Annotated in this window: 22 protein-coding genes; 4 read left to right on the forward strand and 18 right to left on the reverse strand. The window is 54.7% G+C overall.

Going from position 1 to position 20,053, the window contains the following annotated elements:
- Window positions 1–18: 18 nt before the first annotated feature.
- On the forward strand, window positions 19–879 hold the full coding sequence (gene pdxY / locus ABLU78_RS00160) for a pyridoxal kinase PdxY (protein ID WP_048228702.1): 861 nt from the start codon (window positions 19–21) through the stop codon (window positions 877–879).
- A gap of 37 nt (window positions 880–916) precedes the next feature.
- On the opposite strand, the gene gstA is transcribed toward pdxY, so the two are convergent.
- The 13 genes from gstA to blr form a co-directional block, all read right to left on the reverse strand.
- Window positions 917–1,522, reverse strand: a complete 606-nt coding sequence (gene gstA / locus ABLU78_RS00165; RefSeq protein WP_048228703.1) for a glutathione transferase GstA — start codon at window positions 1,520–1,522, stop codon at window positions 917–919.
- A gap of 108 nt (window positions 1,523–1,630) precedes the next feature.
- Window positions 1,631–3,136, reverse strand: a complete 1,506-nt coding sequence (dtpA, locus tag ABLU78_RS00170; protein WP_348819903.1) for a dipeptide/tripeptide permease DtpA — start codon at window positions 3,134–3,136, stop codon at window positions 1,631–1,633.
- 656 nt (window positions 3,137–3,792) lie between these two features.
- Window positions 3,793–4,428 (reverse strand): endonuclease III, encoded by a 636-nt coding sequence (gene nth, locus ABLU78_RS00175; protein WP_015705230.1) that lies wholly within the window; start codon window positions 4,426–4,428, stop codon window positions 3,793–3,795.
- Window position 4,429: 1 nt separating this feature from the next.
- Window positions 4,430–5,128, reverse strand: coding sequence for an electron transport complex subunit E (locus tag ABLU78_RS00180; RefSeq protein WP_015366856.1), 699 nt, complete (start codon window positions 5,126–5,128; stop codon window positions 4,430–4,432).
- A gap of 3 nt (window positions 5,129–5,131) precedes the next feature.
- Complete coding sequence (rsxG, locus tag ABLU78_RS00185; protein ID WP_032714373.1) at window positions 5,132–5,752, reverse strand: electron transport complex subunit RsxG; 621 nt, start codon at window positions 5,750–5,752, stop codon at window positions 5,132–5,134.
- Between the two features lie 9 nt (window positions 5,753–5,761).
- On the reverse strand, window positions 5,762–6,814 hold the full coding sequence (rsxD, locus tag ABLU78_RS00190) for an electron transport complex subunit RsxD (protein WP_015705232.1): 1,053 nt from the start codon (window positions 6,812–6,814) through the stop codon (window positions 5,762–5,764).
- Window positions 6,815–8,911: an electron transport complex subunit RsxC gene (rsxC, locus tag ABLU78_RS00195; protein ID WP_348819905.1), complete on the reverse strand. Its 2,097-nt coding sequence runs from the start codon at window positions 8,909–8,911 to the stop codon at window positions 6,815–6,817. It lies immediately after the preceding gene.
- Window positions 8,904–9,482 carry an electron transport complex subunit RsxB gene (gene rsxB / locus ABLU78_RS00200; protein WP_020078990.1) on the reverse strand — a complete coding sequence of 193 codons (579 nt, stop codon included), beginning with the start codon at window positions 9,480–9,482 and terminating at the stop codon, window positions 8,904–8,906. The genes rsxC and rsxB overlap by 8 nt, the downstream gene beginning before the upstream one ends.
- Entirely contained in the window at window positions 9,482–10,063 is a 582-nt protein-coding gene (rsxA, locus tag ABLU78_RS00205) for an electron transport complex subunit RsxA (RefSeq protein WP_015366851.1), read from the reverse strand. The genes rsxB and rsxA overlap by 1 nt, the downstream gene beginning before the upstream one ends.
- A 78-nt stretch (window positions 10,064–10,141) precedes the next feature.
- A complete protein-coding gene (locus ABLU78_RS00210; RefSeq protein ID WP_015366850.1) occupies window positions 10,142–10,582 on the reverse strand; it encodes a DUF2569 domain-containing protein in 441 nt (146 codons plus the stop codon).
- A gap of 78 nt (window positions 10,583–10,660) precedes the next feature.
- Window positions 10,661–10,876 carry a transcription modulator YdgT gene (gene ydgT / locus ABLU78_RS00215; RefSeq protein ID WP_015366849.1) on the reverse strand — a complete coding sequence of 72 codons (216 nt, stop codon included), beginning with the start codon at window positions 10,874–10,876 and terminating at the stop codon, window positions 10,661–10,663.
- 214 nt (window positions 10,877–11,090) lie between these two features.
- A complete protein-coding gene (locus ABLU78_RS00220; protein WP_047053776.1) occupies window positions 11,091–12,461 on the reverse strand; it encodes a GH1 family beta-glucosidase in 1,371 nt (456 codons plus the stop codon).
- Between the two features lie 110 nt (window positions 12,462–12,571).
- Entirely contained in the window at window positions 12,572–12,709 is a 138-nt protein-coding gene (gene blr / locus ABLU78_RS00225; protein WP_015366847.1) for a division septum protein Blr, read from the reverse strand.
- Window positions 12,710–12,879: 170 nt separating this feature from the next.
- Here blr and ABLU78_RS00230 point away from each other — a divergent pair, with 170 nt between their 5' ends.
- Window positions 12,880–13,920 carry an oxidoreductase gene (locus ABLU78_RS00230; RefSeq protein ID WP_048228706.1) on the forward strand — a complete coding sequence of 347 codons (1,041 nt, stop codon included), beginning with the start codon at window positions 12,880–12,882 and terminating at the stop codon, window positions 13,918–13,920.
- 33 nt (window positions 13,921–13,953) lie between these two features.
- Here the strand turns inward: ABLU78_RS00230 and add are convergent, their stop codons facing one another.
- A complete protein-coding gene (gene add / locus ABLU78_RS00235; RefSeq protein ID WP_045360690.1) occupies window positions 13,954–14,958 on the reverse strand; it encodes an adenosine deaminase in 1,005 nt (334 codons plus the stop codon).
- A gap of 235 nt (window positions 14,959–15,193) precedes the next feature.
- A complete protein-coding gene (locus ABLU78_RS00240) occupies window positions 15,194–15,589 on the reverse strand; it encodes a DUF1398 domain-containing protein (RefSeq protein ID WP_020078985.1) in 396 nt (131 codons plus the stop codon).
- Between the two features lie 345 nt (window positions 15,590–15,934).
- Between ABLU78_RS00240 and metQ the strand changes: the two genes are divergently transcribed.
- Entirely contained in the window at window positions 15,935–16,750 is an 816-nt protein-coding gene (gene metQ, locus ABLU78_RS00245) for a methionine ABC transporter substrate-binding lipoprotein MetQ (RefSeq protein ID WP_020078984.1), read from the forward strand.
- Here metQ and ABLU78_RS00250 read toward each other — a convergent pair whose 3' ends face one another.
- The gene (locus ABLU78_RS00250) at window positions 16,751–17,179 is read right to left on the reverse strand and encodes a MerR family transcriptional regulator (RefSeq protein WP_015366842.1); all 429 of its coding nucleotides are present in this window, start codon (window positions 17,177–17,179) and stop codon (window positions 16,751–16,753) included. It lies immediately after the preceding gene.
- 80 nt (window positions 17,180–17,259) lie between these two features.
- Between ABLU78_RS00250 and ABLU78_RS00255 the strand changes: the two genes are divergently transcribed.
- Window positions 17,260–18,486: an NADH:flavin oxidoreductase/NADH oxidase family protein gene (locus tag ABLU78_RS00255; RefSeq protein ID WP_032707914.1), complete on the forward strand. Its 1,227-nt coding sequence runs from the start codon at window positions 17,260–17,262 to the stop codon at window positions 18,484–18,486.
- A gap of 33 nt (window positions 18,487–18,519) precedes the next feature.
- Here ABLU78_RS00255 and yedF read toward each other — a convergent pair whose 3' ends face one another.
- Window positions 18,520–18,753 (reverse strand): sulfurtransferase-like selenium metabolism protein YedF, encoded by a 234-nt coding sequence (gene yedF / locus ABLU78_RS00260; protein ID WP_015366840.1) that lies wholly within the window; start codon window positions 18,751–18,753, stop codon window positions 18,520–18,522.
- Entirely contained in the window at window positions 18,750–19,961 is a 1,212-nt protein-coding gene (yedE, locus tag ABLU78_RS00265; protein ID WP_015366839.1) for a selenium metabolism membrane protein YedE/FdhT, read from the reverse strand. The genes yedF and yedE overlap by 4 nt, the downstream gene beginning before the upstream one ends.
- Window positions 19,962–20,053 lie beyond the last annotated feature (92 nt).

The following is a 20,053-nucleotide window of genomic DNA, read 5'->3' on the forward strand; positions in this document are numbered from 1 at the left end:
TAGGGTTGTGGTAAGAAAATGAAGAACATCCTCGCCATTCAGTCTCACGTTGTGTTTGGCCATGCGGGCAACAGCGCCGCTGAATTTCCGATGCGCCGTCTCGGCGCCAACGTCTGGCCCCTCAATACCGTTCAGTTCTCCAACCATACGCAGTACGGCAAATGGACCGGCTGCGTCATGCCGCCTTCGCATTTGACCGAAATCGTGCAGGGGATTGCCGACATCGATAAGCTGCAGAGCTGTGATGCGGTACTGAGCGGTTACCTTGGCTCCGCCGAGCAGGGTGAACATATTCTCGGCATCGTGCGTCAGGTTAAAGCGGCGAATCCGGCAGCGAAATATTTTTGCGATCCAGTGATGGGCCACCCGGAAAAAGGCTGCATCGTCGCCCCTGGGGTGGCTGAATTCCACGTACGCTATGCGCTGCCGGCCAGCGATATCATCGCGCCGAATCTTGTCGAGCTGGAGATCCTGTGCGGCCATCCGGTTGCTAACGTTGACGAAGCCGTTAGCGCGGCGCGTGAGCTGATAGCGCAAGGGCCGCAGGTCGTGCTGGTGAAGCATCTGGCGCGGGCGGGGATGAGTATGGATCGCTTTGAGATGTTGCTGGTGACAGCGGATGAAGCCTGGCATATCAGTCGCCCGCTGGTCGATTTTGGCAGCCGTCAGCCGGTCGGCGTGGGCGATGTAACCAGCGGCCTGCTGCTGGTTAAGCTACTGCAGGGCGCCAGCCTGCGCGATGCCCTTGAACACGTTACTGCCGCAGTGTATGAAATCATGCTGGCAACCAAAAATATGCACGAGTATGAACTGCAGGTGGTGGCGGCACAGGACCGCATCGCCAAACCGGAGCATTATTTCAGCGCTACGCAACTGTAAGCGCGATGGCATGCCCGCTTGCGGGCATGCCAATGGTTTACTTCAGACCTTCCGCCGACAGCGCCGCCGCAACGGACGGACGCGCCGCGACATGCGCCATCCAGGCGCCAATATTTGCGTAGGCTTCCATATTCAGTTTCACCGCATAGCCCCAGCGCAGTACCGTGAACAGATAGCCATCAGCTATGGTAAAGCGATGCCCATTCAGCCACTGTTTATCTTTCAGCGCCTCATCGACATACTGCAGCTTTTTCTCCAGCAGGGCACGCACCGTTGGCTTGTAGTCATTCGGCGTATCCGGGCGGAACAGCGGGGTGAAGCCTTTATGTAATTCGGTGGCGACGTAATTCAGCCATTCCAGCGTCTGGTAGCGGGCAATGGTACCCACTGGCGCCAGCAGCTGACGGTCGGGTACACGGTCGGCAATGTACTGCATGATGGCCACGCCCTCGGTCAGCAGCACTTCGTCGTCAAGCAGCAGCGCGGGAACCTGACCCTTAGGGTTAATCAGCAGGTAGTCATCGCCATTTTCGAGGCGTTTCTTCGCCAGGTCGACGCTATCGATGGTAAAGTCGAGGCCGCTTTCGCGCAGGGCGATATGAGAGGCAAGGGAACAGGCGCCGGGCTTGTAGAACAGTTTCATCAGTAACTCCTCGTGGCTGCAGTTTTCTGTATGTTAGTCCGCCCAGGGACAAAAAAAAAGCCGCTAACAAACGTTAGCGGCCTAAATTTATTGGTTTTCCCGGAGCATTTAAGCGGTTGCGGTTTCGCGCGCTTTGGCGACAGCGTCGTCGTCCAGCGTCATGCGGTTCAGCTTCGGCGCGGTCAGCAGCATCAGGAAGGCGATGACTGCGGTAGCGATACCAATCTGCATGAACACGTGGCCGTAAACATCCAGAGAAACCAGCGGGTCGGTCACGTTTTCCGGTACTGCCATCAGGTTAGCGATTTTACCTGCAATGATGGCGGCGCCTGCGGTGGTCAGGAACCAGCTACCCATGATGAAGCCCATCAGACGTTGCGGTACCAGTTGAGCCACCATCGCCAGGCCGAGGCCGGAAATCATCAGTTCGCCAATACTCTGCAGCGCGTAGCTGAGGATCAACCAGTTGACGGAGACGATACCAGCATCGCTGGCGAATTTGGTACCCAGCGGCAGCACCAGGAAAGCGCCGGAGCACAGTACCATACCGATGGCGAATTTATGCGGCATCGGCAGGCGATCACCCATCTTGTTATAAATCGCCGCCAGAATCGGGCTACCAATCATAATCCAGAACGGGTTCAACGCCTGATACTGCTCCGGTTCGAACGCGATACCCAGAATCGAGTGCTCAACGTTACGGATCGCGAAGAAGTTCAGCGAGGTTGGCATCTGGCTGTACAGTACGAAGAAGACAATCGCTTCAACCATCAGCAGGAAAGCAACGATCATTTTACGACGCGCCGCGCCCTGCAGCGCCATGGCTTCTTTAGCGAAGATGATAACAATACCCAGTGCGATGACGCCCAGCGCCATACGTGCGATGCCTTGGTTGTGCAGCAGCCAGGTGGCAATCGCGACCAGCACGACTACGCCGACGATAGTCGCCAGCAGTTTGCCGACATGCACCGGTGCGAAGTCAGGTTTGGAACCGTACTGTTTAACCCACTTCTGGCAGAAGGCAAAGTTAACCACGGTAATCAGCATGCCCACGACGCTCAGCGCGAACGCCACGCTCCAGCCGAACTTCGCTGCCAGCCACGGTGTAGCCAGCATAGAGAAGAAGGAACCGATATTGACGGACATGTAGTACATGGTGAATGCACCGTCCAGACGCGGGTCGTTCTTGTCGTAGCAGGTAGAGAGCAGGGAGGACGGGTTAGCTTTGAACAGGCCGTTACCGACGGCGATAGTCGCCATACCCATATAGACGATGGCGGCATCGTGACCGGACCAGGCAACCAGCGCATAGCCGATAGCCAGGACAATCGCGCCAAGCATGATGACGCGTTTGGTGCCAAGTACCTTGTCGCCGAGCCATCCGCCGATAGCGACCAGGCCATAAACCAGTGCACTAAAGGAAGAGAACAGGGTGATAGAATCCGCTTCCGACATACCCAGCTGTTTTACCAGGTAAACGGCCATGATCCCTTGCAGGCCGTAATAACCAAAACGCTCCCATAACTCAATGGAGAAAATGAGATAAAACGCTCTTGGTTGTTTGAAAGCGTTCAGACTCACGCTTTCTGCTGGTTTATTGTTTGCAGTTGACACATATACCTCTTTTTTTACATCCCATATTAACGGGGGCTGTTTGGGGCGCAATCGCGAAGGACCGCCGCCTTTATAGTTATTCTTGGAGGGAAAACGGCAAGTAATGTTCACTATCCTGCCCCATCAGGCAATAGCTTTGTAATACTCTGTTACACATAACTAAGCCACTATAATTAGCCAGTCATGCAAATGTTATACAGAGTTAAATTTCACCTATTCGTTAAACCTGATATTTTAATCTGTGGCGGGCGGCCACTGAGGGGATAAAGGCGATATATTCTGCTTTTTGACCTTGAAGGTAGTGGGATGGCCTATATTCCGAAAAATAAGCAGGCTATTGTCCTGTTGTCTAAGGCTCTGATATTGAAATTGCTGGCTTTTTGCATCATTTTCGCAACAGTTATTTAACGATGAGTTGCATGGATGATCTTGATCACAAATACATAGAAAATTTTCGACGGTAAAAAACGAATGCGCTGATCGTTCGTTATATAACCGCATAATTATCCATCTAAATGGCAAAACTATGGAGTGATTATCGGTGTGGCTGGTAAAACATAGAGCCATAACCACAGGTTAGGTTATGACTCCAGGCTGGCGATGATGAAAAAGGCGTCTACGGGGGGGAGCGGTCATATTCACAAGATATGCAGAAATCAGGACTCTACCTTCTCTTTATACTCGCACAAATCTTCAATCAGGCAGGAACCACAGCGCGGTTTTCGCGCGATGCAAGTGTAACGGCCGTGAAGAATAAGCCAGTGGTGGCAGTCAACTTTAAACTCCGCCGGCACCACCTTTAACAACTTTTCTTCGACTTGTTCAACGTTCTTGCCGGGAGCAAATTGTGTCCGATTGCAAACGCGGAAGATATGGGTGTCGACGGCGATAGTCGGCCAGCCAAAGGCGGTATTCAGCACGACATTAGCGGTTTTACGTCCGACCCCCGGTAATGCCTCCAGCGCCGCCCGGTCCTCTGGCACCTCACCGTTATGTTTCTCCAGTAAGATGCGGCAGGTCTTAATGACGTTTTCGGCTTTACTATTAAACAAGCCAATGGTTTTGATATAGGACTTCACGCCGTCAACACCAAGCTCCAGCATCGCCGCCGGCGTATTGGCGACCGGATAGAGCTTCGCCGTCGCTTTGTTGACGCTCACATCGGTGGCCTGCGCCGACAGCAGCACCGCTATAAGTAGCTCGAACGGTGAGGTGAAATTGAGTTCGGTGGTTGGGTGCGGGTCGTTGTCCCGCAGCCTGGTCAGGATCTCCAGGCGTTTGGCTTTATTCATCTTACGCTTTCCCTGTCACATCAGTTGGGGCGACGGAGACGGCCTGCGCCGCTTTCGCCTTACGCTGCTTAGTACGCTCATCAATGAGGTATTTTACCGCCAGCATCATACCGAGGCCAATGAAAGCGCCCGGCGGTAGCATCGCCAGCAGGAACGGCGTATCGGTATGGAAAACTTCGATGCGCAGGACTTTCGCCCAACTGCCTAATAAGCTATCGGCGCCATCAAACAGTGTGCCATTGCCGATTATTTCGCGCAGCGACCCCAGCACAAACATGGCACAGGTCGCGCCCATACCAATGGAAAAACCATCGAGCGCCGACAGCGCCGGCCCTTTTTTGGCGGCGAACGCTTCGGCGCGCCCCACCACGATACAGTTGGTGACGATAAGCGGAATGAAGATACCCAGCGATTGATACAGGCCGAAAGCGTAGGCGTTGATAAGCATTTGTACCACGCTGACTACCGAGGCGATGATCATCACGTAGATCGGAATACGGATCTCCGCCGGCGTCCAGCGGCGCAGGCTGGAGATGGTGAGGTTGGTTAGCGTCAGTACCAGCGTGGTCGCCAGGCCGAGGCCCAGGGCATTGGTAGCCGTTGAGGTAACCGCAAGCAGGGGACACATACCCAACAGCTGAACCAGCGCCGAGTTATTCTTCCACAACCCTTGAACAATGACGTCTTTTACTTCGCTCATGGCTTAGTCTCCGCAGGCGGTGAATTCAGGGATCTGCGCGGGCAGCGTTTGCGCATACAGACCCGCGCGTTTAACGGCATTTACCACCGCGCGCGGGGTAATGGTCGCGCCGGTGAATTGGTCGAAATCGCCACCGTCTTTTTTCACCGCCCAGTGGCTATCATTTTGACCATGGATAACCTTGCCGCTGAAGTGGGTGATCCAGTCAGAAATACGCAGTTCGATCTTATCACCGAGCCCAGGTGTTTCATGATGCTCGGTGACACGTGAACCGAGAACGGTGCCTTTAAAGTCGGCTGCTACCAGCAGTTGAATCGCCCCGGAATAACCATCTGGCGCCGTGGCTTCCATCACCGCGCCGACCGGCGCATTGTTATTCTTTGCAATCCATACTTTATGCTGACCTTTGCCTAACTGCGGCGCGGTCACCAGATAACAGCTTTGCAGCAGGTCGTTATTATAACTCTCCGCTGGCAGGACCTGATCGAACAGGGCCTTTTGCTGCAGCGCGGCCTGCTGCTCGATGGTGTTTTTGGTTAACTCATTGATGGCGGCCGTTAGTCCGGTAGAGCCAGCGGCAAAGAGCGCCAGCGTGATGCCGTGTTTACGCATGCTTTTTAACATGACGACTCCTTAACGGTGGCCATACACGCGCGGACGCGTGTAGTAGTCAATCAATGGGACAGTTATATTCGCCAGCAGCACGGCAAAGGCGACGCCGTCCGGATAACCGCCGAAGCTGCGGATCAGCCACACCAGTAAACCGGCTAGCGCGCCGAAAATCAGGCGTCCGCGGTTGGTAGTGGATGCCGTCACCGGATCGGTAAGGATAAAGAACGCTCCAAGCATGGTGGCGCCGGAAAGCAGATGCATCTGCGGCGATGCCAGGCTTTCCGGCGAGAAAATCCAACCGAGAGTGGCGCAGACGGCAAGGCTTAGCAGGAAGCTCACCGGGATATGCCAGCGAATGGTTTTTTGCCAAAGCAGGAACAGACCGCCAGCCAGCCAGGCGAGGTTAACCCATTGCCAGCCAAGGCCAGCCAGTTGGCCGCCGTAAATTGGATACTGCAGGATCTCTTTTGCGCTGTGCCCGGCATGAAGCGAAGTCTTAAATGTATCCAGCGGCGTGGCCTGGCTGATACCGTCGATTCCCATGCGCAGGCTGTTCATATCGCCGCCGCTAGCGGTATGGCCGCTGAAAATGACCTGCAGCGCATCCATAAAGCCAGGAACCTGAGCGGCAATTTCGTGCGGCGGTAACCAGGAGGTCATCTGCACCGGGAAAGAGATTAGCAGAACGACATAGCCGATCATTGCCGGGTTAAAGGGGTTATGTCCTAATCCGCCGTACAGTTGCTTGGCAATCACCACCGCAAAGGCGGTGCCCAACACCACCATCCACCACGGCGCCAGCGGCGGGATACTGACGGCCAACAACAGCCCGGTCAGCAGGGCAGAGTTATCCGCAAGGGTTGCCGCGATATTCTGTTTGCGCAACTTGAGAATAGCCGCTTCGGTTCCCCATGCGGTGAAGGCCGCGAGGATAATCTGCAACAGGGTACCCCAGCCGAAAAACCAGCTCTGGACGACAATACCAGGGATCGCCGCCAGCAGCACCAGGAGCATAATTCGCGAGGTCTGGCGCTGGTTGTGGGTATAAGGGGAGCTTGCGATTCTGAAAACCATTTATTCCTCGTTAACTGCCTGCTGTGTTGCTTTACGTGCCTGAACGCGAGCGATAGCTGCCGCTACGGCCGCTTTACGCGGGTCGTCATTGGCGGCGTCCGGCGCGGTTTGTTGTTCTGCTTGTTGGGCGGCTTTACGCGCCTTGGCGCGGGCGATAGCGGCCTCAACGGCGGCTTTACGCGGATCGACCGCGGGCGCAGCCTCAACCGTGGTTTCACTTTTGGCAGAGGGAGCGGCGTTTTCAACCTGCTGCGCGGCTTTACGCGCTTTGGCGCGAGCGATAGCGGCCTCAACGGCGGCTTTACGCGGATCGACCGCGGGCGCAGCTTCAGCGGTGGTTTCACTTTCGGCAGAGGGAGCGGCGTTTTCAACCTGCTGTGCGGCTTTACGCGCTTTGGCGCGGGCGATAGCGGCCTCAACGGCGGCTTTACGCGGATCGCTTGCATCGGTTGTCGATTCAACAGCGGCTTGCTGTTCAGCTTTGCGCGCCCTGGCCTCGGCTTTACGCGCTTCGCGGGCGGCAATCGCTTCGCTGTTGTCTGGTTTGCTGCCGGATTGAATGACAATCGGCTGCGCCGCATCACGCTGCTTATCACGCACGCGGGCCAACGCGGCGTTAATGGCATCCTGATCTTTCGCCGCCGGTTGTACGGCTGCTTTTTTGTGCCGCTCCTGGCGCGCGGCTTTTTCACGTTCAAGACGCGCCTGTCGCGCTTCAAACCGAGCTTTCGCCTCGGCGGCGCGCTGTTCTTCCTGACGGATGGCGGCAATTTCCGCTTTTTCCTGGCGGAAATATTGCACCAGCGGAATATTACTCGGACAGACCCAGGCGCAGGCGCCGCATTCGATGCAGTCGGCTAAGTTATGGGTAGTGGCTTTGTCGTGCTGCTGGCCTTTACTGAACCAATACAGCTGCTGGGGGAGGAGATCTGCCGGGCAGGCATCAGCGCAGGCGCTACAGCGGATACAGCCTTGCTCTTCCTGTGTTTCGCCCATCTCAGTTACCGACGGAGCCAGCAGACAGTTAGTGATTTTCACGACCGGAACGTCGAGCCAGGGCAGAGTGAAGCCCATCAACGGGCCGCCCATGATGACCATCGGCTCTGCGCTGGCGCAGAAACCGGCATCGCTCAGAAGATGGCGCACCGGCGTACCCAGGCGCGCCCAAACGTTGCCCGGCCGGCTAATTGCTTCGCCAGTCAACGTGACGACGCGCTCGGTTAACGGCTCGCCGTCGATCACCGCGCGTTTAACAGCATAAGCGGTGCCAACGTTCTGCATCAGGACGCCAATATCGGAGGAGCGGCCGCCATGCGGCACCTGCTTACCAGTGAGAATTTGCGTAAGTTGCTTCGCGCCGCCGGAGGGATATTTGGTTGGAATCACCCGCAGCGCTATGCCGTGGGCATCGGATAACACCGCGCGCAGCATCGAAATGGCCTGCGGTTTGTTATCTTCGATACCAATCAGCACCTGTTTGGGTTGCAGAATATGCGCAAGGATGCGGATCCCTTCAACAACCTGCGCCGCGCAATCCTGCATCAGGCGATCGTCTGCGGTGATATAGGGTTCGCATTCTGCAGCATTGATAATCAGGGTATCGATTTTATCGCCGCCGCCGCGCAGTTTTGTTCCCGTGGGGAAGCCGGCGCCGCCGAGTCCGGCGACGCCAAACTGGTGAATACGCTCGATCAGCTCTTCACGCGACTTGTTGTGGTAGTCGCTCCAGCCGTCGCGCTCGATCCAGCAGTCTTCGCCATCGGCGTCGATAATAACGCTGAGTTCCGCCAGCGCGGAAGGGTGGGCGGTGGAATGGGGGGCAATAGCCGTCACCGTTCCGGAAGTCGGGGCATGAACCGGCAGCATCCTGCCAAAGCCGCGGGTTAACGGCTGACCGCGCAAAACTTTGTCGCCCGGTTGTACGCACAGTTCGCCTTCAGCACCGATATGCTGCTTCAGCGGAATGACAAAACGCTGCGGCAGAGGAACCTGACGCAGCGGCGTGCCGTTGGACTGAGTTTTCATTTCCGGCGGATGAATACCGCCGTTGAAGTCCCAGATCTTGTCTTTTCGGAAAGCGGAAAATAACTTAAACATGTTGTTCCACAGGAATATTGCGTACCGGGATGGCCTGCAGGTCCCATTTCCAGGTTTCGGTGGTCTGAGCGACTGGACGCAGGTCAATACACTGAGTCGGGCAGGGGGCAACGCAGAGATTACAGCCGGTGCACAGGTCGCTCATCACCGTATGCATGGCTCGGGTCGCGCCAACGATGGCATCAACCGGGCAGGCCTGAATACATTTGGTGCAGCCAATGCAGTTGGCTTCATCAATCACCGCCAACATGCGAACCGGCTCTTGCTGCTGCTCATCGCCGTCAATAGGCTGCGGGTCGACGTTCAATAATGCGGCGATTTTTAACATGACCGCTTCACCGCCGGGGGCGCAGCGGTTGATTTTTTCACCCTGAGTGCCCACGGCTTCCGCGTAGGGACGGCAGCCAGGAAAGCCGCACTGGCCGCATTGACTTTGCGGCAGCAACTCATCAATTTTTTCTACCACCGGGTCGTCTTCCACCGCAAAACGGCGCGACGCGTACCCCAGTATTAAGCCGAAAATCAGCCCGAGCAGGCTGATGGCGATCACGGCTATCCAGACAGCGCTCATTACAACTTCACCAAACCACTAAAGCCCATAAATGCCAGCGACATTAATCCAGCGGTCACCAGCGCAATCGCGTTACCGCGAAACGGCGCGGGAACATCGGCAACCACCAGACGTTCGCGAATCGCGGCGAATAACACCATCACCAGCGAGAAACCAACGGCGGCGGCGAAACCGTACAGCGCGGACTGCAGGAAATTATGCCCGAGGTTAATATTCAGCAATGCCACGCCCAGCACCGCGCAGTTGGTGGTGATTAACGGCAGGAAGATCCCCAGCAGGCGATACAGCGCCGGACTGGTTTTACGTACCACCATCTCGGTAAATTGCACCACCACCGCGATGACCAGGATAAAGGCCAGGGTGCGCAGATAAACAAGGTTCAGCGGGATAAGGATCCAGGTATCAATCAACCAGGCGCAAATTGAGGCCAGCGTCATCACAAAGGTGGTGGCCAGTCCCATCCCCATAGCGGTTTCCAGCTTTTTGGAAACCCCCATAAACGGGCACAATCCAAGAAACTTCACCAGCACGAAGTTATTAACAAGGACAGTACCGACAAAGAGCAGTAAATAATCAGCCATTATTGGACCTGAAACGAAAAAAAGCCGCCTATTATCGAATAAATCGATACCGGCGACAACAGGTGAACTGTGTGGTTATTACGGATTGACGAAGGTCCGCTTAACCCGCGCAGAGCGTCGAAAATAGGGCGCAAACAGTGCCGCAGCGAGCAACGGAAACAGCAGCTGGCGCATGGCCAGAAGATCCGAAATCGGCGAAAAAGCGAACGCCTTAATCGCCAGCAGCAGAGAAATAAGCAGCCAGATAATGTAGTGTTTGGGTACCACCGCGCGGCGTTTGAAAAACGCTATCGTCAGCCACAGGGTATAATACCACATCGCGACGGCGAACAGCAGCGAAGCCAGCCAGAGCGCCAGATGGCCAAAGCTCATGGCTTTCAGCAATGCCCAGGTCTGCGGCGCCATCAGCGCATTCGCGTACAGTATTAATGATAAGGAGGTGCTGAGCAACGCGAGCAGTAACCACGCCAGCGGCGCCAGTAGCCATCCGCCGATACGTTCTGCAGATTGAGAGGACATCCTAACCCCCGGATTCAACGCCAGTTAGTTAATTTCAGGGCGGGAAGTATAAGCAACTGGCGTGAATGATAACAGTCTTTATTGCACGTAACGCCACACCGACTTCGGCACCTGGCCTACATCGAACAGTTTTCCGCCAGAGACTAACTCGGCGCGGCGGTGATCGGCGGCGCGATACATGTTGACGATTTCATTGGTGTCAGAGAGAGAATAGTTAAGATGATCAAAAAGTTTTTCCAGGCTTTCCAGCGAACTAATTTTGCGGAATTTTAATAAATAATCCTGTACGGTCATTTGTGTATCCATTTAATAATCGGAATTAAGTCGAATATTACCAATTTTCTGTAAACCGTGTTTCAACTAACAGCGCCTTCTTGATGGGCCGGCGGAATTATTTCGGTTGCCAATACTAAAAACAAGAACTGATTAGGATCCTGGCATCGTAAAAAGAAATTTAAGAATATTCTACAACCAGATCAGGCGCCGGACGGCGCCTGAGGGAGGAAGATTAACGCTGTTCGCCTCGGCTGGCAATAACGTTTTGGTACCAGAAATAACTCTTTTTTCGTTTGCGAGCGCGGTTCTGCTGGTGATCGACGTAGACAAAGCCATACTGCTTCTGATAGCCGTTGAGCCAGCTTAGCAGGTCAATAAAGGACCATGGGTAAAAACCGCGGACATCCGCACCTAATGCTATTGCCTTTTCCAGCGCATTAATGTGGCTACTCAGATAGTCAATTCGCGGATCGTCGACTATTTCACCGTCAATAATCGGATCTTTCGCCCCCAAACCATTTTCGGTGATATAGATTGGGATATCGCCGTAACGCTCTTTTATCATCATGATGCCGTCGGTTAATCCCTGCGGCCAAATTTCCCAACCCCATTCGGTATAAGTACTTTGCGGATTGCGGACAAAATAAAATAATCCATCCACGCCGGACTCGCCAACGCCTGGACCATCCTGCGGCGTGGCGGAGACCGTCTCCCGACGATAATAATTCAGGCCGATAAAATCGCAGCGGTTTTCCCTGAGCAGCGCGTCGTCGCCCGGTGCGAAGCGCGGTACGTTCCACAGCGCCTGAGCCTGTTGAAGTAAAGCGTCTGGATAGGCGCCTTTGAGTACCGGATCGTATAGCCAGTGGGTATGGATAGCATCGGCCAACGCGGTGGCCTCAATGTCCTCGGCGCTTTGCGTCAACGGCGTATGGGGCTGCAGTACGTTAACGAAACCAATCTGGCCGTTAATGTTCATGTCACGGAAGGTCTTAACGGCCAGCGCGTGGGCGATAAAGACATGGTGACAAGCCTGGATGGCGCGAGCCGGGTCGCGTACCGCCGGTGGATGGCAGCCATTAATATAACCGTGGCCAATAAATACAATGGTTTCGTTAAAGGTTGCCCACAGCTTGACCCTGGAACCGAAGCGCTGATAGCACAGTCGCGCGTATTCGGCGAAGGCTTCCGCTGTGCTGCGAGCCTCCCAACCCCCTTCGTCCTGCAATGCCTGGGGCAAATCCCAGTGATAAAGGGTGATCATCGGTTCAATATTGTGCGCCAGCAGTTCGTCGATCAGATCGCTGTAAAACTGCACGCCTGGTTCATTGACTTCGCCACGGCCACGAGGCAATAACCGAGGCCAGGAGATAGAAAAGCGGTAGCTTTGTAGCCCCATTTCAGCCATCAGGGCGACATCTTCACGAAAGCGGTGATAGTGATCGACGGCGATATCGCCATTGGTGCCCTGAAAGGTGGTTCCCGGCTGGTGCGAGTAGATATCCCAAATAGAAGGGCCTTTGCCATCGGCATCGTGCCCGCCTTCAACCTGGTAGGCGGCCGTTGCTGCCCCCCAGAGAAAATCTTGCGGAAATGCGGCCATCAAAAAAACTCCTTATCAAGTGATAAAGAGAGTGTATTGAATGGCGCGACAAATCTGCAACCGGTTTCTGAAACCGGTTGCAGATTTGCGGCGAGCATCACTCTTTGCCGTTATTTCGCCTGTACAGTGCTGGCCGGAGGCGGGGACTGGTAATCATCAATTTGATGCGCAACCACCAACAGCACAGCCGAAACGCCAAAAACAACCCAGCCAATAAGTTCTACAATGCGGGTAAAAACAGTCGTCATAATTCTAAAGCGGAAAGTTAAAATGGATTGAAATGTTACTAAACCGCGGAAACAACGCAAGTATTACTGCCCACGCATTGCGCAACTGGCGCAAAGATGAACAGCGTGCACGGATAATCGAAAGATTGCGGTTTATAGTTGAAGTCATGGTTGCGCACGAGGATGAGGTCATGAGTGATGCTATACGGGTAGGGCTGATAGGTTATGGTTATGCAAGCAAGACATTTCACGCGCCATTGATTTCCGGTACGCCGGGCATGGAGCTGTCGACCGTGGTCAGTAGCGATGCGCAGAAAGTGCTGGCGGACTGGCCGGCGACCCAGGTGGTGGCTTCAGCGAATTCGCTAAATGCGGACCCTGATATCGATCTGATTGTTATTCCAACTCCCAACGATACTCATTTCCCGCTGGCGCGAGCGGCGCTGGAGGCGGGCAAACATGTCATTGTTGACAAACCTTTTACCGTGACACTGTCACAGGCGCGTGAGTTGGATGCTATCGCCAGAAGCCGCGGGCGGCTGTTATCGGTGTTCCATAATCGCCGTTGGGATAGCGATTTTCTCACGCTGAAGGCCTTGATTGCCGCAGGGGATTTGGGGGAGGTCAGTTATTTTGAATCACATTTCGATCGTTTTCGCCCGCAGGTTCGTGACCGCTGGCGTGAGCAGGGCGGCCCTGGCAGCGGTATCTGGTATGACTTAGGCCCCCATTTGCTGGATCAGGCGGTCAACCTGTTTGGCCTACCGGTAAGTATTGCCGTCGATCTGGCGCAGCAGCGCCCCGGTGCGCAGGCGACGGATTATTTCCACGCGGTGTTAGTTTATCCGCAACGGAGAGTGATTTTGCACAGTACGCTGCTGGCGGCGGCGGAAACGGCGCGTTATATCGTCCATGGTTCACGAGGAAGCTATGTAAAATATGGTCTCGATCCGCAGGAAGAGCGTTTGAAAAGCGGCGAGCGACTGCCGCAGGAGGATTGGGGCTACGATATGCGCGACGGCATATTGACCCGCGTTGAAGGCGAAGAGCGCGTCGAGGAAACCTGGCTGACGCTGCCCGGGAACTATCCCGCTTATTATGCGGCGATTCGCGATGCGCTCAACGGCAGCGGAGAAAACCCGGTACCCGCAAGCCAGGCGATTCAGATTATGGAGCTGATTGAACTGGGGATTGAATCGGCACGGCACCGGACGGCGCTGTGCCTGATTTAACAGCATGCTCCGCCTGCGCGGCGGAGCTTTGGCTTAATTAGCCTTTAGAACGCGTTGGATCAGCGCCTCTTTTTCCTGACGGCTGAGGAACGCCAGTTCCAGACCGTTAATTTGCGCCTGACGGATCTGCTCACGGCTGAGGCCCGCCGCCGGCGCGGCGACATTGTACTCGTGAATAATATCCACCCCCTGTACCGCCGGATCATCGGTGTTAATGCACGCCAAAACGCCGTGATCGAGGAAAGTCTTCAGCGGGTGCTGCGCCAGTGAAGCGACGGTGCTGGTCTGGATGTTTGACGTCAGGCAGGATTCAATGCCAATACGTTCAGCGGCGAGGAAGTCCATTAACTTCGGATCCTGCACGGCTTTCACCCCGTGACCGATGCGTTCGGCGCCCAGTTCACGAATGGCCTGCCAGATACTTTCCGGCCCGGCGGCTTCACCAGCGTGGACGGTGATACGCCAACCCGCGTCACGCGCGCGACGGAAATGATCCATAAACAGCGCGCCGGGGAATCCCAGCTCGTCGCCAGCCAGATCCAGCGCGGTGATCCCATCGCGATGGGCCAGCAGGGCGTCGAGTTCCTCTTCACAGGCCGCCTCGCCGAAGGTGCGGCTCATGATGCCAATCAGACGCGCTTCGACGCCGAAATCACGGCAGCCCTCGCGTACCCCGGCAATCACCGCTTCGACGACGCCAGCGACCGGTAATTGATGGGTCATCGCCATATAACGCGGAGAAAAACGCAGCTCAACGTAGTGCAGGCCGTTGCGCGCGGCGTCTTCAACGTTTTCCCAGGCAACACGGCGGCAGGCTTCCAGAGAAGCCAGCACCTTCACGCCCCAATCAAGTTTCGCCAGGAAGCTAACCAGGTCTGGTTCATTGCTGGTGACCTGCACATGCGGACGCAGCGTTTCAAGAGTATCTGCCGGGAGAGTAATATTGAACTGGCGGCCAAGATCGAGAATGGTTTGGGCACGGATGTTGCCGTCAAGATGGCGGTGAATGTCTGTTAAAGGCAAAGTTGAATCAATCATGGTCGCACTCATTTTTTAGTTGAAGTGCACGATATTATACATCAGCAGCGTAACCGTTTAAAAGTACGGAAAAAATCCTGTGGATACAGAGAGTTGACCAGTGAAAAGTTTGTACTTGCGCAATAAAAGAGCCAATTTTTCATTTTGTTGCGCAATTGCAGGCGATGAGCAGCCCGAAACAAAACCAACGGCGGGCCGCCTGAATATCTTGAACCGCGTGTAATAATTTCTGCAATCAAACGGGCAGAATCATATTTTCCATATGCAATAACGTATTGTCTTTTGACCAGTAGTGTCGCGTTTTTTCATTGAGATCAACCACCCACTTGAATACCCCGGCATTTGCCAGTTCGGCGCAATAGTTATCAAAAGTGGTAATACCGCTAAAGTGGCGCCGGGCGGCATCTCGGGTGAGCGCTCTGCAGGACTGGGAATTAACCCGCAACAACTTTCTGTTGCTTTTCAGGGAAACGAAAGTATCTGATGACATAACAAAATTTACATTCCCTGTAGCGACAAAATAGATGTAATAAGAGACATTGTTCTCCAGAAGTACTTCAGTAAATGAAATAAAATCCGCATCAGTGCGTACTCGCTCAAAAATGGTTCTGAGCAAATCCAGAAGCTCCATGGTTTTCCTTGTGGGTTGTGTGTGCGTGCGAAACGGCTTCCTATACAGCTGATGTATACGAAACGTTCACTTATCTATTTATTATAATGCTAATAATATAATCTTAATTTTAATGTGTGTAATGGTATTGGAACAGTGTTTCAAGTGTTACAAAGTATTGCTTTAGCGCAAGAAATCAGCAGTTCCACTGGCGGGTGAGTATAAGCAGCGTGGCGACTTATCAATAGCGTTTCGCTATTAGTCATAGTGAATCAGTATTTAATCTTAGAAAGATGCTTTTATATAGTGTCCCGGACTGACATTCCTGCCATCGTTAGCAGGCTATATTAAAAGGACGCCGGGAAAATGGCTTTTTCACTTAAAGGTTTAACTCATTCATTGGCCCTCGTTAGCGCGTTGCTGCTAGCGGGCTGTGGGCCAAAAGATCAGGATCCTAATCATATTAAGGTGGGGATTAGCGCGGGTATCGATCAGCAAGTCTGGGCGGTGGTGCAAAAAGTCGCTAAACAGAAATATAACCTTGATGTTGAAGTGGTGACTTTTAATGATTTCGTTCTGCCCAATGAGGCGCTGAATAATGGCGATCTCGATATCAATGCTTTCCAGCATAAACCCTATCTTGATAAACAGATCCAGGAGCGCGGCTATAAGCTGGTGGATGTTGGTACTACTTTTGTCTATCCGATTGCCGCTTATTCAAAGAAAATCACCGCCATTTCACAGCTTCCGGACGGCGCCCAGGTAGCGGTGCCTAATGACCCAACCAACCTTGGGCGTTCTCTGTTATTGCTGGAGCAGCAGGGGCTGATCACTCTGAAAGAGGGGGTTGGCCTGCTGCCAACCGTGCTGGATATCGTGAATAACCCGAAGAAGCTGAAAATCGTCGAGATTGAAGCACCGCAGCTGACCCGTGCACTGGATGATAAACAAGTGACCATGGCTATTATAAATACCACGTTCTCCAGCCAGATTGGCCTGTCGCCGACGCGCAATGGTCTGTTCATTGAGGATAAAAATTCGCCGTACGTCAATATTTTCGCCAGCCGCGAAGATAATAAAGACAGCGAAAAAGTGAAGAATTTGGTGAAAGCATACCAGACCGACGAAGTCGCCAACGCCGCCGCCGAATTGTATAAAGGCGATGCGGTGAAAGGCTGGTAGTTATTCTTCCTTCCCCGTCTGGTGCTGTACATCCAGCACCTCAGTTAATACGCGCCGCGCATTCGCGGCGCAGTCAATGTCATCCGGCTTCTGTTGTATCTCATGGATAACGTTGACCAGTTGCGCTTTACTGTGCGCGAGTTTCTGTTCCAGCTTTTCGATATCCGCCACTTTTTGTTGCAGGGTGGTGAGTAGCGTTTGTCGATCCCAGTGATTGAGGTCTGACGGCAATAGGGATGATATCTCTTCGAGGCTGAAACCCGCTGCCTGAGCGGTGGTAATTAGCCCCAGCACCACCAGCGTTTCTTCCGGATAGCTGCGATAGCCATTGGCTTTACGCTGCACGGTTTTGAGGATCCCCGCGCGCTCGTAATAACGGATCCGCGAAGGCGCCAGGCCGCTGCGTTTTGCCAGAGTTCCGATGTTCATTTTTATTCCTCATAAGCTGCTTGACCTTAAACTTAACTTTAAGGTTATGGTTTGTCCAGTTCACTGACTGGAGCCCTGACATGACCCTCTTTACCCCTCTGCGACTGGCCTCTGGCGTCGTCATTAACAACCGCATCGTTAAAGCGGCGATGGAAGAAAATATGGCCGATGCCGATCATGCGCCGTCAACGGAATTACTCACCCTTTATCAGGCCTGGGCGCAGGGCGGCGCCGGGGTGATTATTACCGGTAATGTGATGGTGGACGCCCGGGCGATGACCGGCCCGGCAGGCGTGGTGCTGGAAGATGAACGGCATCTGGATAAGTTCCGCGCCTGGTCGCAGGCGGCGCGCTCGAAGGGTGCACAGGTGTGGATGCAGATAAACCATCCTGGGCGGCAGATGCCCGGTGGCCTTGGGCAGGAGACGCTGGCCCCTTCGGCGCTGGCGCTGGATCTTGGCTCGCAGTCTTCACGCTTTCGCCTGCCGCGGGCGATGAATGATAAGGATATCGCCGACGTGACACGACGGTTCATCACCACTTCCCGGTTAGCGGAGCGCGCCGGATTTCACGGCGTCGAAATCCATGCCGCCCACGGCTATTTGCTGAGCCAGTTCCTCTCGCCGCTCAGTAACCAGCGCACCGATCGGTATGGCGGGAGCATTGAAAATCGCGCCCGTTTACTGCTGGATATTGTGCGCGGCGTTCGCGAGACGGTGGCGGCGGGTTTTACCGTGGTGGTTAAACTCAATTCAGCAGATTTCCAGCGCGGCGGCTTTTCGATTAACGATGCGAAGACGGTGGTGCAACTGCTGGCGGAAAGCGGCGTCGATCTGGTCGAACTTTCCGGCGGCAGCTACGAAGCGCCGGCGATGATGGGCGCCATGCGCGATGAACGGACGCTGGCGCGGGAAGCCTATTTCCTGCAGTTTGCCGAGCAAATTGCCGACGTCGCGACGATTCCTTTAATGGTTACCGGCGGCGTGCGGCGGCGTGAAGTGGCGGAGAGGGTAGTGAATAGCGGGATTGCGTTGGTGGGCATCGCTACGGCAATGGCGATAGTCCCCGGCTTGCCGCAGTACTGGCGTAAGGGGGAGTACGATGCGCCACTGCTGCGTCAGGGTAACTGGAAGAACAAGGCTATTGCCGCCACCGCGCATATGGCGGCGGTGAAATATCAGCTGCAGCGGCTAAGCCGCCACCGCGCGGTGCGGCCACAGGTCTCACCGCTGTGGGCGCTGCTGACGGCGCAACTGACAGCAAAACGGCAGGCTAAACGTTATCGGCGCTGGATGGCGGGCAAGTAATGACAGCCGGTAGCGCGCTACCGGCCCTTCGCGTCATTTTTGAATCAGATAGCGGATCGTCGGCCCATCCTGCTGAATATCCAGCACGGTATAGCCGTGATTTTTAGCATCGTGCGGGATGTTGTTGATTGACTGCGGACAGTCGCTCACCACTTCAAGTATTTCCCCTTTTTTTAGTGCCGGCATCGCTTCAAGCGTGGCCACGGCCGGGTAGGGGCAAGGTTCACCAACCATATCGAGGCGGTAATCAGGAACGATCTCTTTCATGCGGTTTCCTTAATACGGGTCGCCGAAGTGTTTTTCTGGCGAAAGAAGTGTTTTTCCCAGGCGATGACCAACATCAGCGCGATAAATAGCAGCAGGTAGGTGATAAGCAGGCCGCCGAACGGACCAAAGGTCGTCAGCAGGTTAATCTTATCCCAGTGGGTGGCAAGCGCCGGCGATAAATCATCCCAGAAGTAAGCCAGCAGGGTGGAGCCGATAACGTTGCCTAACCCGACCCACCAATAATGAACCTGACCTTCAACGGCGCGATACATCCAGCCGGTTTCACAGCCACCGGCCAGCACGATGCCGAAACCGAACAGCAGGCCGCCAATCACCGCGTTCGGCCCGGCCCACATGATTTTGGGCTCCATGCCGAGCTGTACATAGCTAAAGATACCGATGGCGCTGGCCGCCATCCCGAAGATGATCGCTTTCGCCATATAGGTGCGCCCGGTCACCCACATATCGCGAAAGGCGGAGGTGAAACAGATTTGCGCCCGTTCGATGAGCAGGCCAAAAGCAACGCCGAACAGCAGGGCCAGACCCAATTTAGGCTGATTGGCGGCGGTCAGTAGCCCCCAACCGATCATAGCGAAAAATACCAGCATTCCCAGACGAAAGCGGCGGCGGGCCTGCGCGGGTTTTTGAGTTAACGGTGAGGCCGCGGAGACTTTCTCAATTTTGACCGGGATACGGAAAACAGGCAGCAGCGTAAAGCGCGCGCCGAACCAGGTCCCGATGGCGGTGGCGATGGCGAAGAACCATGCGTGCAGGGAAAACTGTGGGATCCCGGTAAAGAAGGCCGCCAGATTACAGCCCATTGCCAGCCGGGCGCCGAAGCCGGCAATAATCCCGCCGGCCAGGGCCTGGAAAATGCGGATGCGGCTACGCGGCATCCGCAACTTGACGTTATTCGCCCACAGCGCGGCGGCCAGGCAGCCGCCAAACATGCCAAGGATCATCATACCGTCGATACGCGTTAACGGCGTGCCTTCGAGATGGATTAATTGATAGTAACCCCAGTTTTCGGCCGGGATGCCCATCAACTGCAGTAGTTGGCCGCCCCAGCGGGTAAATTCGCCGGTGACTGCCCAGAAAGTACCGGTAATGCCAAAATAGTAAGTAGAAAGAATACCGGCGGCGATCACCGCGGGCGCAGGCGCCCAAAATTTGATTAACCAGGCTTGTTTGAATTGTTGCCATGTCATAGAAATGCCTCTGAACTCAGAAGGTAATTCGCCCCGAAAGGGCGTGAAGAGCCGCGATAATACGCCGCTTAGCTTTGAGAATCACTCGACGA

It is taken from the genome of Klebsiella sp. JN_Kp122 (genome assembly GCF_040062085.1).
Taxonomy (GTDB): Bacteria; Pseudomonadota; Gammaproteobacteria; order Enterobacterales; family Enterobacteriaceae; genus Klebsiella; species Klebsiella aerogenes.